At 53.3% G+C, this 15,162-nt stretch carries 12 protein-coding genes and 4 tRNA genes; 13 read left to right on the top strand and 3 right to left on the bottom strand.

Annotation, left to right across the window (positions count from 1 at the left end):
• The first annotated feature begins 273 nt into the window (after positions 1–273).
• The gene (locus tag MK323_14445) at positions 274–1,356 is read left to right on the top strand and encodes a site-specific integrase (GenBank protein ID MCH2483347.1); all 1,083 of its coding nucleotides are present in this window, start codon (positions 274–276) and stop codon (positions 1,354–1,356) included.
• Between the two features lie 58 nt (positions 1,357–1,414).
• Here the strand turns inward: MK323_14445 and MK323_14440 are convergent.
• Positions 1,415–1,489 (bottom strand) — tRNA-Val (locus MK323_14440).
• Between the two features lie 87 nt (positions 1,490–1,576).
• On the opposite strand from MK323_14440, the gene gltX reads away from it, so the two are divergent.
• The 4 genes from gltX to MK323_14420 all read left to right on the top strand — a co-directional run bounded on the left by gltX (position 1,577) and on the right by MK323_14420 (position 4,475).
• Positions 1,577–2,995 carry a glutamate--tRNA ligase gene (gltX, locus tag MK323_14435; GenBank protein MCH2483346.1) on the top strand — a complete coding sequence of 473 codons (1,419 nt, stop codon included), beginning with the start codon at positions 1,577–1,579 and terminating at the stop codon, positions 2,993–2,995.
• Between the two features lie 38 nt (positions 2,996–3,033).
• A tRNA-Ala gene (locus tag MK323_14430) sits at positions 3,034–3,109 on the top strand.
• 6 nt (positions 3,110–3,115) lie between these two features.
• Positions 3,116–3,192: transfer RNA gene (locus MK323_14425), tRNA-Glu, on the top strand.
• Between the two features lie 89 nt (positions 3,193–3,281).
• Entirely contained in the window at positions 3,282–4,475 is a 1,194-nt protein-coding gene (locus MK323_14420; GenBank protein MCH2483345.1) for an FAD-binding oxidoreductase, read from the top strand.
• Between the two features lie 27 nt (positions 4,476–4,502).
• Here MK323_14420 and MK323_14415 read toward each other — a convergent pair whose 3' ends face one another.
• Positions 4,503–5,321: an alpha/beta hydrolase family protein gene (locus tag MK323_14415; GenBank protein ID MCH2483344.1), complete on the bottom strand. Its 819-nt coding sequence runs from the start codon at positions 5,319–5,321 to the stop codon at positions 4,503–4,505.
• Between the two features lie 122 nt (positions 5,322–5,443).
• Here MK323_14415 and MK323_14410 point away from each other — a divergent pair, with 122 nt between their 5' ends.
• The 8 genes from MK323_14410 (at position 5,444) to MK323_14375 (ending at position 14,387) form a co-directional block, all read left to right on the top strand.
• Entirely contained in the window at positions 5,444–5,953 is a 510-nt protein-coding gene (locus MK323_14410; protein ID MCH2483343.1) for a CinA family protein, read from the top strand.
• A gap of 212 nt (positions 5,954–6,165) precedes the next feature.
• Complete coding sequence (recA, locus tag MK323_14405) at positions 6,166–7,236, top strand: recombinase RecA (GenBank protein ID MCH2483342.1); 1,071 nt, start codon at positions 6,166–6,168, stop codon at positions 7,234–7,236.
• On the top strand, positions 7,236–7,742 hold the full coding sequence (locus MK323_14400) for a recombination regulator RecX (GenBank protein MCH2483341.1): 507 nt from the start codon (positions 7,236–7,238) through the stop codon (positions 7,740–7,742). The genes recA and MK323_14400 overlap by 1 nt, the downstream gene beginning before the upstream one ends.
• Positions 7,739–10,339, top strand: a complete 2,601-nt coding sequence (gene alaS, locus MK323_14395; GenBank protein ID MCH2483340.1) for an alanine--tRNA ligase — start codon at positions 7,739–7,741, stop codon at positions 10,337–10,339. Before MK323_14400 ends, alaS begins: the two co-directional genes overlap by 4 nt.
• A gap of 152 nt (positions 10,340–10,491) precedes the next feature.
• Entirely contained in the window at positions 10,492–11,745 is a 1,254-nt protein-coding gene (locus MK323_14390) for an aspartate kinase (protein MCH2483339.1), read from the top strand.
• 66 nt (positions 11,746–11,811) lie between these two features.
• Complete coding sequence (gene csrA, locus MK323_14385; protein ID MCH2483338.1) at positions 11,812–12,024, top strand: carbon storage regulator CsrA; 213 nt, start codon at positions 11,812–11,814, stop codon at positions 12,022–12,024.
• A 352-nt stretch (positions 12,025–12,376) separates the two neighbouring features.
• A complete protein-coding gene (locus MK323_14380; GenBank protein ID MCH2483337.1) occupies positions 12,377–14,134 on the top strand; it encodes a SulP family inorganic anion transporter in 1,758 nt (585 codons plus the stop codon).
• A gap of 160 nt (positions 14,135–14,294) precedes the next feature.
• Positions 14,295–14,387: transfer RNA gene (locus tag MK323_14375), tRNA-Ser, on the top strand.
• Between the two features lie 245 nt (positions 14,388–14,632).
• Here MK323_14375 and MK323_14370 read toward each other — a convergent pair.
• Positions 14,633–15,162: tyrosine-type recombinase/integrase (locus tag MK323_14370; protein ID MCH2483336.1), on the bottom strand; the 530-nt coding region annotated here is incomplete at its 5' end.

Below are 15,162 nucleotides of genomic sequence, written 5' to 3'. Positions count from 1 at the left end.
GCCCCCCTTATTAAGGTTGAGGCTGTTCGGGGGGATCATGGATGAGCAAGGAACGTCCCCTGAAGAGCCATTGCTTTGGACCGTATCAGAAACAGCTCGGCAGCTTGCTGTATGTCAAAGAACTGTGTCGAGACTTATCGATCAGGGGGCCTTCCCAGTGGTGTCAATCGGTTGTCGAAAATACGTGTCCAAACAGGCTGTTTTGGACTGGGTTAAGAGCCAAACACGATATAATTCAAGGTGCGCGGGATCGGCTGTGCAAGGAGCAAGCACATGCCATATAAGCGCAAGCAAAAGGGAAGTAAAAGTCCGTTCTGGTGGGTATCGTTCACCGACGCAAACGGTAAACGAATTAGAGTCTCTACTGGAACAACGCAAAAGAGGGAAGCTGTAGCCCTCGAGTCTAAGTGGAAGGCGGAAGCCTTTCGCGGTAAGGCTTGGGGTGATCGGCCCAGTCGGAGTCTCGCTGATCTTATGTTGGAATATCTAAAAGCGACAACTTCAAAGGCAAGTTCAGTTCGGGACGCCTATTCGGCCGATCGACTGCTTGAGTTCTTCGGCAATGACCGTGAGGTTGCAACACTTCGGCCGTCGGATATCACTCGATACCAGAAGCACCGACTGGAAAAAATATTGACCTCGAGTTGCAATAAGGAAACAGGTCTTTTGTCAGTCGCGATTAACTATGCGAATACCGAGTGGGATTGGGGCTTAACCAACCCTTGCCAAGGTAAACGACTCCCGGAATCAGCTGGCAAGACTGTCTTCTTGAGTCGAGAAGACGCGGCATCGTTGATCAAAGCAGTTGATAGACAAGCGCCACACCTGGTGGACCTGATCGATCTTGCTGTGCAGACAGGCTGTCGGAGAAAGGAGCTGTTGGAACTGGAGTGGGATCGTATTGATTGGCAGAAAAACGAGATCATTCTCGAGGCCTGTCATACGAAAAGTGCCAAGGCCCGGAGAGTTCCCCTTAGTCCCTCAGCTAGAGGCGTCTTGATTCGTCGGGCCAGTATACGATCTGAGTGCTGTCCATCCACCCCTTGGGTGTTTTTCCATCTCCGACGGGCTAGGAACACGGAGATTGGCGATCGCATCAAGGATGTAAAGACCGCAATGAGATCGGCCTGCAGACGGGTAGGGCTGGAGGGAGTCACCTTTCATACCCTTCGTCATACGTGTGCCTCTTGGTTAGGGCAGATGTCGGGTGTAGCGGCGCTGACTATTCGAGACCTATTGGGTCACAGCAGTGTCACGATGACAGATCGCTATATGCACAGCGATCAAGCAGATATTCACGACGCGGTACGCAAGTTGGAGAAGTTTCGGTCACATTCTGGTCACAGTGACCATTGAGTTGCAGATGGAACAGGCGTTACTAACTGTAGAAAGTCCTGTAAACATAGGATAAATATGGTGGGCGCGGCTGGATTTGAACCAGCGACCCCTGCCGTGTGAAGACAGTGCTCTCCCCCTGAGCTACGCGCCCCAGCAACAGCCGGAATCTGAAAAGACCGGCTCCCAGGCAACTTATTATAATTAGGTTCGTGCGCTGAATAGCAAGAGATCCATACTGATGTCTGTTCGTACCCGTTTTGCCCCCAGCCCTACAGGCTACCTCCATATCGGTGGTGTCCGTACCGCTTTGTTTAACTGGCTGTACGCCCGTCACTGTGGCGGCACCTTTATCCTGCGAATCGAAGATACGGATAGAGAACGGTCAACCGATGAATCGGTCCAGGCGATTCTGGACGGGATGGCCTGGATGGGGTTGGATTACGATGAAGGTCCGATCTATCAGACCGGCCGTCTTGAGCGTTACCAGAAAGTCATCGATCAACTGCTGGATGCCGGGAAGGCCTACCGCTGTTATTGCACCAAAGAAGAGCTGGATAAAATACGTGAGGAACAGCGGGCCCAGGGCATCAAGCCACGCTACAACCGCCACTGCCGAGATCGGCATAATCCTGAACGACCGGATGCACGACCGGTAATACGATTCAAGAATCCCCTCCAGGGGTCAGTGGCGTTTGATGATGCGATACGAGGGAAGGTCGTCATCAGTAATGATGAGTTGGATGATCTGGTCATCGCCAGGACGAATGGTGGGCCTACGTACAACTTTGCCGTAGTGGTGGATGATATTGACATGGAGATCACACACGTGATCCGGGGGGATGATCACGTCAACAACACGCCGCGCCAGATCAATATATTTAAGGCCCTCGGCGCAGCGCTGCCGGTGTTTGCGCATGTTCCCATGATCGTGGGTGGGGATGGGCAGCGTCTTTCCAAACGCCATGGTGCCGTCAGCGTACTGCAATACCGTGATGAAGGTTTTCTGCCGGAAGCCATGCGGAATTACCTGGTCAGGCTGGGGTGGTCATCCGGTGATCAGGAGATTTTTTCACTCGATGAAATGATCAGCAGTTTTGATATTCAGAACGTCAATCGTGCCGCATCGTCTTTTGATAGCGATAAACTCAAGTGGCTCAATCAGCACTACATCAAAGCATCTGATTCGGCTCAGTTGGTGGCTTTACTTTCAGATCGGCTCAAGGGTCGCGGTATAGACGTGTCCGGTGGGCCACCGGTTGATGATGTGGTGAGCGCACTTAGAGAAAGAGCACAAACTCTCGGTGAAATGGCAGATAAGTCTGAATATTTTTTCTCTGATTTTGAAGACTACGACACCAAAGCAGCGCAGAAGCATCTCCGCCCCATCGTGCGTGATATGTTAGCTGATGTACGCAGTCGCTTGTCGGTGGTAGAGCCCTGGCGCGCTGAGTTGATCCACGCACAGGTGATCGCAACCGTAGAGGATTACGATGCCAAACTGGGTAAGCTGGCACAACCGCTGCGCGTCGCGGTGTCCGGAACTGCGGCAACGCCGCCGATTGACGAGACATTGCTGCTTGTGGGCAAAGCAAGAACCCTTGAACGGATCGATCGTGCGCTTGTGTTCATCGATCGTCGCACGGCGGCAAATGCTTGACCGTCAATGTCTTAGAGCGCAAAATACCGCGCTTTTGCGGGGCCGTAGCTCAGTTGGGAGAGCGCGTGAATGGCATTCACGAGGTCGTCGGTTCGATCCCGTCCGGCTCCACCAAGTCCCGTCCCCATCGTCTAGTTGGCCTAGGACACCGCCCTTTCACGGCGGCAACAGGGGTTCGAATCCCCTTGGGGACGCCATTCTTCGGGGAGACCTGCTTGCCCTCATGTGAAGCCGTGCTTATGCCGGCGGCTCAGTTCCGTCATCTAAGCGATTCCCAGACATTCTGATGCCGGATCATCCTACGATTGCCCGTGCCGACATCATTATTATTGGTGCCGGTATCATGGGTGCCAGTATCGCATTCCAGCTCAGCCGTCAGACCGATAAGCAGATCATCGTAGTCGATGCTCGGCAGCCGGTGGGGGGCATGTCGGGGCGTACTTTCGGTCAGATCCGACAACACTATTCGAATGAGCTGATGGTTGAACTCTCGATTCGCGGCTTCGACACCTTCAAAAACTGGAGCGGAAAAGTAGGTTATGGCGATCCCGGTTACGTCCGGATGGGTTACATGCTATTGGTGGCGGCTAATCAGATCGAGGGGCTCAGACGGAATGTCAAACTGGGTCAGCGACTGGGTGTAGACACCCGGCTTGTAGAACCTGATGAGATCAAGCATATCGAGCCTGGCCTGACTGTCGATGGGCTGACAGGGGGTTGCTACGAACCCAATGGTGGTTATATCGATGTGACACGGATGGTACTCAGCTGGCTTGGGGCTGCGCAGGCTGGGGGTGTGAGGGTGATGACGCCGCTGTTGGTGAGCGCAATAGAGACGCACTCCGGTCGGGTCTCCGGCGTAGTCACCGACAGCGGATTTATTCAGGCCCCTATTGTTGTAAACGCAACGGGCGCCTGGGGAAGAGAGCTGTTGAGTGATCTGGGTTTGCAGGTACCGATGGAGAGACATCGTCTTGATATGAGCTACATCGATATCCTTCAGCAGGTGTCAGCGATTTCAGGATGTGTCACTGATGGTGTTTCCAATGTGGTGATGCGCCCGCATTGGGGTCACAGTATGCTGGTCGCAGCTTACCCACCAGCGCCTGTTTTGATTGATGATCCGGTGCTAGAGGTTTCTGACCAGGAATACCAGAGTCACCACCAGCGAATCAGCCGTGCGTTTCAAGAGCGTATTCCACAGCTGAAGGACTTTTCAGTGTTATCCAACGTCAGCGGAGCCTATGATGTGACGCCGGACTTTCATCCAATACTCGGCTGGGCACCGGGTATTGAGGGCCTGTGCCTGGCAATGGGGTTCTCAGGGCACGGTCTCAAGTTGTCGCCTGCCATAGGAGAAATTATTTCAGCGATGGTTCTGGAGCAACCGCCACCGATCGATGTGCATGCTCTTCGTTATGAACGATTTGCACAAAATGATCTGATGTACCTTGCTTATGGTCCCAGCGCACGTGCCTGAACGGTAGTTTCGGGACGATCCTTACGACTAAAACGTCAGTGAATCCAGCCATCTAGAAATGAGTTGGGCCATCGCACCGGTATAGGCTGTGAAGTCGTGGTCGGCGCCATCGACAACCACCTGGGTCGAACCAAGGTGGCCGCCCAGTTGGATTTTCTCCAGACGAATTGGTGCCAGGCGGTGTACCGCGGGGTAGTCTTCGGAGCCATAAATATCAAGCACCGGGATCTTGAGTCTTGCAAACGGGAAAGGTCTCTGCATGGGCTGCCGATAGTCAGTCGCACCCATGCCGATGCCAATGAAGGCATCGATGGGCCTTCCGGCGGTTGTTTCGAGCCAGGCCATGGCCATGTGGGCACCACAACTGTGCGCAAGTAAAACGATGGGGCGATGATGACCGCTGTTCAGGATGTGTTTGATTCCAGCCTCAATTCGGGGGAATGCTTCTGGCAGGATTGCCAGATAGTCAAAATACTTGGCGGATTTCTCCAGGACTGGCATCTGAAGCGAAAGCGTATGCCAGCCATTTTGCGCAAGTGCCATACGCAGTGGGCCGATGTTGTCCGGCCAGTCTGCGTGTACACCTCGACCGTGCAGTAGGATGATACTTCCGCGTACTGGCTTGCTATCGGGCGCCAGTTCCACAGCAGTAAAAGTGACCTTTCCAGCTGAAAGTCGTTGTAAATTTCCATCAAATAGACTGGCTTCAAGCTCAGCCACCAACCGTTGCTCCCGTTCGACGTCAGCGGCTATCGCAACACCGGCTAGGCTCAATAGTAGGGCGAGGATCAGCGCAGGGGTACCGGCGGTTAGGATGCGGGGTATTTTGGGGGTGTTACGGGTCATTGCGTCAGAATATCATAGGAAAATATTAGGTCACCACGCCGCTTGGTCTGAACGTCATACTCACCCTGTGAGCCTACAGGTTTGGCACAATCATGGCCTGATACTTTAATTGGATGCCTCAAATGTCTAAGGATCAACCTGACCAACTCATTAGTGTGGCCGAGCAGGTGGGCGAGCTGTTAAAAGATCAAGATTTCCGGCTTACCACCGTTGAGTCGTGTACGGGCGGCTGGATTGCTCAGTCGGTGACCGCAGTTGCCGGCAGTTCAGATTGGTTTGAAAGGGGTTTTATCACCTACAGCAATGAGGCGAAGCACGAACTGGTGGGTGTACCGGATCTGCTGATCATTGAAAATGGTGCTGTAAGTGGGCCGGTAGCTCGGGCCATGGCGCGCGGTGGTCTGGATCACAGTCCGGCCGACGTCGCCGTTGCGGTGACCGGTGTTGCGGGTCCGGACGGCGGTAGCGCTGAAAAGCCTGTCGGCACGGTGTTTGTGTCTTGGGCACAAAGATCAGGTGCCCTGCGGACCGAGCGTTTCCTATTTAAGGGCGATCGGGCAGCCGTCAGGGCACAGACTGTGGTTGAAGCCCTGGGTGGTCTGATTCGTTTTATACACGATGAGTCAGACTGAGAAAATCCCAGCGTTACCGATCAAAACTGGCGATCTGTGACATGCTTCGCTAGGCCCATCGAGCCGAGTATGAAATAATCTCATCGTTTTCGATCGGCGTACTTTGTACGACTAATTCGGTTCGGTTGGGACGGCTTTCGGGAGCATCGGTGGGCCAGTGTGTCGCGTCGGTGAAACAAGGATTGAACACGAGATCAAGGAGAGTCCCACATATGGACAACAACAAGGAAAAAGCCCTAGCCGCTGCGCTGGGACAGATAGAACGGCAGTTCGGCAAAGGGTCGGTCATGCGCTTGGGGGACGCCGAGGTCGGCAAGGACATACAGGCCATCTCCACTGGTTCGCTTGGTTTGGATATTGCGCTCGGCGTAGGTGGCTTGCCCCGTGGCAGAGTGGTTGAAATCTATGGCCCGGAATCTTCCGGCAAAACTACCCTGACGCTGTCTGTGATTGCCGAGGCGCAAAAGCTCGGCGGTACCTGCGCTTTTATCGATGCGGAACATGCGCTAGACGCGGCTTATGCCGGGCGCCTGGGTGTCAACGTGGATGATCTCCTCATTTCTCAGCCTGATACCGGTGAACAAGCGCTTGAAATAACTGACATGCTGGTGCGGTCAGCGGCGATCGACGTGGTCGTGATCGACTCGGTGGCTGCGCTGACGCCAAAGGCTGAGATCGAAGGCGATATGGGTGACCACCATGTGGGGCTACAGGCGCGGCTGATGTCGCAGGCGCTGCGCAAGCTCACTGCCAATATCAAGCGATCCAATACGATGGTAGTGTTTATCAACCAGATCCGTATGAAGATCGGCGTGATGTTCGGTAATCCTGAGACCACCACGGGTGGTAATGCACTTAAGTTCTACGCGTCAGTGCGCCTGGATATCCGTCGCATCGGTGCGGTAAAGAAGGGCGACGAGGTTCTCGGGAACCAGACGCGTGTTAAGGTGGTTAAGAATAAAATCGCACCTCCATTTCGCCAGTGTGAGTTCGATATTCTGTATGACGAAGGCATCTCAAAAGAAGGCGAGCTGATCGACATGGGTGTTGATCACGGTGTTGTTGAAAAATCCGGTGCCTGGTACTCCTATGGTGGCGACCGAATTGGTCAGGGTCGCGATAATGTGCGTCAGTTTCTGCGTGAGAATCCTGATATTGCCCAGGCGATAGAGCAGACGGTCCGTACTAATGTGGGGCTTGCACCGATAGACCAGATGGCATTCAAACCTGCAGCACCCATCGATACCGCAGATGCGCCTGAAGCGGAGACTGCCGAAGCCTGATGCGGCAACTGGACGCGGATCCGGTGATCCGGGCCCGGGACACAGCTTTCCGTTTGCTGACCCGGCGCGAACACAGCCGTGCCGAGCTCCATAGCAAACTCACAGCACGGGGCTACGACAGTGATGTTGTGGACGATCTTCTCGCTTCGCTGGCGGCGGAAGATTTGGTTTCAGACCACCGCTATGCGCAAGCGCTTGTGTCTCATCGCGTGAGTACCGGCTATGGTCCGCATCGGATCATTATGGAACTCAAAGATAAAGGGGTTGCACCGGAAATTATTGACCAGACGCTTTTATCGGCCGAGGTGGACTGGGATGAGTTGCTCCGTGTCCAACACAACCGTAAATTTGGAACCTCCAAAGCAGGCAGTTTCAAGGAGTGGGCAAGACGGGCACAATACCTTGGACGGCGGGGTTTCAGTACCGATACCATTCGCCGGGTCATGGGATCGTGGGATGGTGCCGCGTCGGTGCGAGACGATACGGATGTGGATATAAACGCATGAAAACCACCGCTATTCGGCAGAAATTTCTGGATTACTTCGTGGCCAACGGTCACGAAGCTGTCTCTAGCAGCCCGCTGGTTCCACATAATGATCCCACCCTATTGTTTACCAACGCGGGTATGGTGCAGTTCAAGGACGTTTTCCTGGGTCAGGACAAGCGGTCTTACAATCGTGCGGTGACCTCCCAACGCTGTGTTCGGGCGGGCGGCAAACACAATGATCTGGAAAATGTGGGCTATACGGCGCGGCATCACACGTTTTTCGAGATGCTGGGTAATTTCAGTTTTGGTGATTACTTCAAGCGTGAGGCCATTGCCTTTGCCTGGGAATTGTTGACAGTCGGTTACGGCTTGCCGGAGGAAAAACTCTGGGTCACTGTTTTTGAGGATGATGATGAAGCCGCTGACCTGTGGTTACGCGATGTTGGCATCCCGGCTGAGCGATTCGCCCGTATCGGCGCCAGTGACAATTTCTGGGCAATGGGGGATACAGGTCCCTGCGGCCCCTGCAGTGAGATCTTCTATGATCATGGACCGGAGGTCGAGGGTGGGGCACCCGGATCGGCTGATGCAGACGGTGACCGCTATGTTGAAATCTGGAATCTGGTGTTTATGCAGTACAACCGTGATGCCAGTGGTCAAGATGTCCCCTTGCCCAAACCTTCGGTGGATACCGGGATGGGCTTGGAACGGCTGGCAGCGGTTCTACAAGGTGTACACAGCAATTACGAGACCGATCTTTTCCAGGCACTCATCGAGGCATCTGCCCAGGTCGTCGGCACCGACGATGTAAATCACAATTCACTCAAAGTTATTGCGGACCATATCCGCTCGACCGCCTTTCTTATTACCGACGGCGTAACACCTTCCAACGAAGGGCGCGGTTATGTATTGCGCAGAATAATCCGCCGCGCTATACGTCATGGGCATCAACTGGGTGCGACCGAACCGTTTCTGCATAAACTGGTGACATCCCTAGTCGATCAGATGGGTGACGCGTATCCGGAACTTGCCGCGGATCAGTCTCGAGTAGAAGAGACCTTAAGGCTTGAGGGCGAACGGTTCGTCGATACGCTGGAGCAGGGCATCCGGATACTGGATCAGGAAATCAGCAGCCTTTCGGGGTTAGTGCTCGCCGGCGATGTCGCTTTTCGCCTCTACGACACCTACGGTTTTCCTGTGGACCTCACAGCGGATTACTGCCGCGAAAAAGGGCTCACTGTTGATATGGCCGGCTTCGAACAGGCAATGTCTGAGCAGCGGGCACGGGCTCGTGCGGCCAGTCAGTTCCAGATGGCAGAGACGATCGAGGTCAGTGTCGATCAGAGCACGACCTTTTCAGGCTATGAAGAGTTGAAAGGCAAAGCGACGGTGCTTGCACTGCTCGCCGACGGCAAGGAGGTTCAGTCACTCACAAGCCGGCAACCGGCAGCCGTGGTGCTCGATACGACCCCGGTCTATGCGGAAAGCGGTGGCCAGGTTGGCGATCTGGCCCGTATTGAGCGTAAAGGCGTCATGTTCGATGTAGCCGGTGCTCATTACCTTGCCCATAGAGTAATTGCGCACGAAGGCGTGCTCACGCAAGGGCATCTCGAAGTGGGTCAGAGTGTCACAGTGAGTGTGGATCAAAATGCACGGGCAGCCACGGCAGTCAACCACTCGGCAACCCATCTTTTGCACGCCGCGTTGCAGCAGGTCCTGGGTAGTCATGTTCAGCAGAAAGGATCTCTGGTCGAGCCGCAACGTTTGCGATTCGATTTTTCGCACAACGACGTGGTCACCGCAGACCAGCTTGAAAACATCGAGATGTTGGTCAATACCCGGGTTCGAGCCAATGATGAGGTCACCACCGAAATTATGCCGCTTGATGATGCGCGTGAGCAGGGTGCAGCCGCACTCTTTGGCGAGAAATACGATGACGATGTGCGTGTCGTCGACATGGGCGGATTTTCTCTTGAACTTTGCGGTGGCACCCACGTCACCCGCACCGGCAATATTGGATTGTTCCGGATTGTGTCTGAATCAGGCATTGCCGCCGGTGTCAGGCGTATTGAGGCATTGGCTGGTGATGGTGCCTTGAAGTACGTCCTTGATCAGAGTGCTTCTCTCACGCGGGTGGCACAGCTCTTCAGAACCAGCCCTGGCCAGATTGAAGATAAGGCAAGCCAGATGCAGCGACGATTGAAGGAACTGGAGCGCAAGGTTGAACAACTGCAAGCCCAACTTGCAGCCGGAGGCGCTACCGATCAGTTCGAGGAACGGATTCAGGAGGTCAATGGCATCAAACTACTGGTCACGCGACATGACGGTGTAGCTGTGAAAGGGTTACGGGTTGTGCTTGACCGTCTGCGTGACAAATTGGGTTCTGGCGTGGTGGTAATTGGTGGTGTACATGAAGGAAAGGTAACGTTACTGGCGGGGGTTACCCGAGATCTTGTAAACACTTACCACGCTGGCCGTCTGATATCTGTGTTAGCACCGATGGTCGGTGGAAAAGGCGGAGGTAAAGCCGATATGGCCCAGGGTGGTGGGAGCGACGCAAGTGCATTGGATGCTGCACTGGCCGCTGTGCCAGACAAGCTGTCGCCTGTGGGATAAAGTGTTTGAAGCGTTCTGGCACTGAGCGGTTCGACTACCTGATCCGCTGATTGTGGCGCAATAATTAGTTCTGTGTTTAAGTCGGGGCTTTACCTCACTCCGGAAAACCGCTTTAATTCGCGCCCCACTGGAAAGCTCGTGCCTGGATTCTGATGCCTCTAATAGTAGAAAAATACGGCGGTACCTCTGTCGGTACGTCCGAGCGTATTCACGCGGTTGCAGATCGAGTGGCTGCATCGCATCGTGCCGGGGAGAACTTGGTTGTCGTGCTCTCTGCCATGGCAGGGGAGACAAACCGGTTGCTGAAACTTGCGCACGAAATCGATCCAGAGGCGGATGCCCGCGAGACCGACGTGCTGGTTTCCACCGGTGAGCAGGTCACAATTGCCCTGTTGACCATAGCCCTTCATAAACTTGACGTGCCGGCGCGATCCTACACCGGGGGACAGGTCCGGATACTGACCGACAATGTTCACGGTAAAGCCAGAATTCTGGATATCGATGCGGACATGGTACGGACCGATATTGAACAGCGTAATGTGGTGGTGGTGGCTGGCTTCCAGGGCGTAGACCGGGAGGGTAATATCACCACCCTGGGCAGAGGTGGTTCGGACACGACCGCAGTCGCGATGGCAGCGGCATTGCAGGCCGATGAGTGCCGTATCTACACCGACGTCGACGGTGTCTATACGGCTGACCCAAGAATCGTTCCCGAAGCCAGGCGTCTGGAGCGGATTACCGTCGAGGAGATGCTGGAATTATCCAGCCTGGGTGCTAAGGTGCTCCAGACCCGTTCGGTAGAGTTGGCCGGCAAGTACAAGGTACCACTTAGGGTTTTGTCTTCGTTCGAGCCGGGCAATGGCACGCTGATAACACATGAGGCAAACGAGATGGAACAACCCTTAATTGCAGGCATAGCCTACAACCGGGATGAGGCAAAACTCACCATACGTGGCGTACCAGATCGACCTGGCGTTGCCTCCACTATATTCGGTCAGATTTCCGACGCACACGTGAACGTAGATATGATCATTCAGAACGTCGCTCAGGACGGGACGACAGACCTGACATTTACGGTCAATCGCAGTGAATATACACACGCCAGGTCGATTCTGGAGAAGATCTCTACCCAGCTAAAAGCACGGGAGGTCGTGGGTGATGATCAACTGGCAAAGATTTCCATAGTCGGTGTGGGTATGCGCTCACATGCGGGTATTGCGTCGACTATGTTTGAGGCTATGGCAACCGAGGGGATCAACATCGAACTGATTTCAACATCAGAGATCAAGATTTCAATCGGTGTGGCTGATCGTTACGTTGAACTTGCCGTACGTGCATTGCATAAGGCCTTTGGCCTGGATGTGCAAACACATCAAGAGATCTTGGACTCAGCGGCGGCCGACTGAACTTAAGCAATGGATCAGGCGGAATCTGTGATGTCTGTTGGCAACGAATCATCTTAGGGGGAGAGCATGCTGATATTGACCCGTCGGGTGGGTGAGGCGATGAAACTGGGTGAAGATATTACGGTTACGGTTCTAGGTATTCGAGGCAATCAAGTTCGAATCGGTATCGATGCGCCCAAGTCAGTGTCTATTCAGCGCGAAGAGATCTACGGCACTACTGAAACTGATCGAACACGGAAAATTGCAGGGGAGTTACCAGACCCCCAAAGCAAATCCTGAGTACTCTTATAGTGTTAATTATCGTATTTTATCAAGGCTATGGTATAGTGAATAACCTGAGTTAAACGGTCGCCGACGACGGCGATTCGTATCTGCCATCCCCTCATAGAGAGGTCGTTTTTGAGAGAGTCATTATCGCTCACCGGAGAAATGATCGCGGTGATGTTGATTCTCGGCCTAACCATCTTTTTGTTCGTCTGTGAAGCCACCCGCGCGGCTATTGTGGCACCCGCTGTCGTAGAAACCCAGTGACTGACCGGCAGGAAGTCAGGGGTTTAGCAATAGATTGTGACATCGGCAATGGCTCTGCCACCGACTTCCCGCTACAAGCCTCAATGGAGGCACTAAGGCAGTGCTGAGGGACTTTCTACCTTTCCTGCGCTGGCGTTCACGCGTCAATCGCGAGTCGTTTAAACATGACCTAATTGCCGGGTTTACCGGAGCAATCATCGTTTTACCCCAGGGTGTTGCTTTTGCGACGATCGCTGGCATGCCGCCGGAGTACGGGTTATATGCGGGAATGGTGCCTGCCATCGTGGCCGCCTTGTTCGGTTCTTCTTGGCACCTGGTGTCAGGACCGACGACTGCCGCATCGGTGGTGCTGTTTTCGACCCTTAGCCCGTATGCATTGCCCGGGAGTGAAGAATACGTAATCCTGGCCCTGACGCTCACCTTGATGGTTGGTGTTTTTCAATTGGCAATGGGGCTATTGCGACTGGGCGCTGTGGTCGATTTTATTTCTCACACGGTCGTAGTTGGCTTTATTTCAGGTGCTGCAATCCTGATCATATTAAGCCAGATTCAGAACTTCCTAGGCCTTGATATCTCCGGTGGAGGACATGTTTACCAGATCTTGGTTCGTGTCGGCGAGAATATTGGAAAGATTAATCCGTACGATTTGGCGGTAGGGATTACTACACTGTTGGCCGGAATTGCGTCATTACGTTGGTTCCCACGAATGCCCTATATGCTTGCCTCGATGTTTGTCGGTAGCTTGCTTGCATTTCTATTGAATCTGATTGTTGGCCAGGAGGGTACCGGAATTGCGTCAGTTGGAGCGTTGCCAGCAGGCTTGCCACCACTGTCCAGTCCGGTGATTTCGTTTGAAGTGATTCAGAAATTGGCTCCAGCGGCAGCGGCAATCACCCTTTTGGCGCTTACAGAAGCCGTAACAATCGGGCGCTCACTTGCGCTACGTTCAGGTCAGAATCTGGACAGTGACCAAGAGTTTGTTGGCCAAGGGTTATCTAATTTGGCGGCCAGTTTTTTTTCCGGTTACGTTGCGACCGGCTCATTCAACCGCAGTGCAATCAATTACGAGGCTGGAGCCAGGACGCCACTGTCTGCTGTATTCGCCGGATTGCTTCTCATGGCGGTCGTTGTTCTTGTAGCGCCGCTGACGGCTTACCTGCCGAACTCTGTGATGGCAGGTGTGTTGTTTCTAGTGGCCTGGAAGTTGATCGACGGGCCTCGTATTGCCAGAATCGTTCGCGCCAGCCGAATGGAAGCGGCAGTCCTGATGCTGACTATTGGGACTGCGTTGTTGGTAGGACTTGAGTTCGCGATTCTGTTGGGGGTCGTGTTCGGACTACTGTTGTACGTTATGGATACCACTCGACCTCGGATATTTTCGCGAGTGCCAGACATCAATCAGCCCGACCGGCCCTTTGTCACTGACTCTAGTTTGGACGAGTGCCCACAACTCAAGATGCTTCAGGTGGACGGTTCACTTTATTTTGGGTCAATTCATTATGTGGAAAAGATGCTGCGCATCTATGAGCAGCGTGAACCGCGACAAACCCACCTGTTGCTGAGTTGTTCAAGCGTCAACGAAATCGATGTCTCCGGTGCAGAATTTCTTGCCCAGGAGGCTCGACTGCGGAATAGTCAAGGTGGAGGTTTGTACTTGCATCGGCTCAAGCCCGGGGTAGATGCAATCCTGCGCCGGGGTGGGTACATGCAGGATATCGGTGAGGATCATGAATTCGCAAAGAAGCAACATGCTATTGCCACAATCTTTCCCAAACTAAATCATTCGATCTGCAAGACATGTGAACGTAGAATATTTCGTGAATGTGCAACCATTCCTGGTCCGGGAGATAGTGACTGAGTATTTCAATTTCCGGCAAAGGGGACTGTTGAGCAATTCAACTTCCAGAATGGAAACTTACCGCAAGAGGTGGGGTTTCTTACAATCCTGCCCCATACTTCTACGCCACACTGGCGATTGTGAGTTACCATACCATCGATAAGTATTGATCTGAAACACCGGAGAGGTGGCCGAGCGGCTGAAGGCGCTCCCCTGCTAAGGGAGTATGGGGTTGATAGCTCCATCGTGGGTTCGAATCCCACCCTCTCCGCCATCAGGCTGTTTGAATTGGATCGGGATGTACAATCTGTGCACTGTTAGAGTGTGTGAAACCGCATGCTAAACTTGTTTTTCCCAGCGATTTCAATACGCGCCCGTAGCTCAGTTGGATAGAGTGCGTGGCTACGAACCACGAGGTCAAATACGCACTTCAACCTATGAATTTAGGGATAAGCCTACAACGACTGTCCAATAAAATCTGGAGAATTAAAGAGTAAATGCCCAGAAACAGTCAGAACGTTAAGAGTTATTGGACGATAAAGGTTTAACTCTGGTTGGCTTGTTTCTATAGTACCGCTTGGTTGTCGTAGTACTAGCATGGCCGAGCCTATCCGCTGCTTCTTGCAAGTCGCCTTCAGAGCCTACCAAGTTCCTTATAGATTTCTCAGAGAACTTTGGAATATCCGTATGCTTCCCAATCTGCTTCATCCACCTTCTCCAAGCTGAGTTAAATGCAGAGTTGGTAGTCTTGTTCTTTAGTAGAGGTGTGCCTCTTTGAGTTTTGAATAAGTAAATGGATGTTGGAGGTATTGCCTTGATGTCATCAATCACCTTCCTGAGTTCTGGACTCCATTCGTACAGCGTAGACTGGCCTGAACTACCCTCAGTCTTCGAATGAGTAACTAACAACCCTTCCTCGGAAATACAGTGCTGAGTAAGTAAGAGCATATCTGTCTGCCTCAACCCTGTGAGCAGCTTCAGCTTTACGTAGTTCTGCATCCACGGAACGGTATACGGCAGTGCATCGATAACCTGCTCGATTGACTGTG

It is taken from the genome of Gammaproteobacteria bacterium, from assembly GCA_022450155.1.
In the GTDB taxonomy this organism is placed as follows: domain Bacteria; phylum Pseudomonadota; class Gammaproteobacteria; order Arenicellales; family UBA868; genus REDSEA-S09-B13.
This window is presented reverse-complemented; position numbering and strand designations above follow the sequence as displayed.

Bases quoted from the DNA above. Each gene is read 5' to 3' on its own strand.
- MK323_14445 (MCH2483347.1), top strand. From the start codon at position 274: ATGCCATATAAGCGCAAGCAAAAGGGAAGTAAAAGTCCGTTCTGGTGG.
- gltX (MCH2483346.1), top strand. From the start codon at position 1,577: ATGTCTGTTCGTACCCGTTTTGCCCCCAGCCCTACAGGCTACCTCCAT.
- MK323_14420 (MCH2483345.1), top strand. From the start codon at position 3,282: ATGCCGGATCATCCTACGATTGCCCGTGCCGACATCATTATTATTGGT.
- MK323_14415 (MCH2483344.1), bottom strand. From the start codon at position 5,321: ATGACCCGTAACACCCCCAAAATACCCCGCATCCTAACCGCCGGTACC.
- MK323_14410 (MCH2483343.1), top strand. From the start codon at position 5,444: ATGTCTAAGGATCAACCTGACCAACTCATTAGTGTGGCCGAGCAGGTG.
- recA (MCH2483342.1), top strand. From the start codon at position 6,166: ATGGACAACAACAAGGAAAAAGCCCTAGCCGCTGCGCTGGGACAGATA.
- MK323_14400 (MCH2483341.1), top strand. From the start codon at position 7,236: ATGCGGCAACTGGACGCGGATCCGGTGATCCGGGCCCGGGACACAGCT.
- alaS (MCH2483340.1), top strand. From the start codon at position 7,739: ATGAAAACCACCGCTATTCGGCAGAAATTTCTGGATTACTTCGTGGCC.
- MK323_14390 (MCH2483339.1), top strand. From the start codon at position 10,492: ATGCCTCTAATAGTAGAAAAATACGGCGGTACCTCTGTCGGTACGTCC.
- csrA (MCH2483338.1), top strand. From the start codon at position 11,812: ATGCTGATATTGACCCGTCGGGTGGGTGAGGCGATGAAACTGGGTGAA.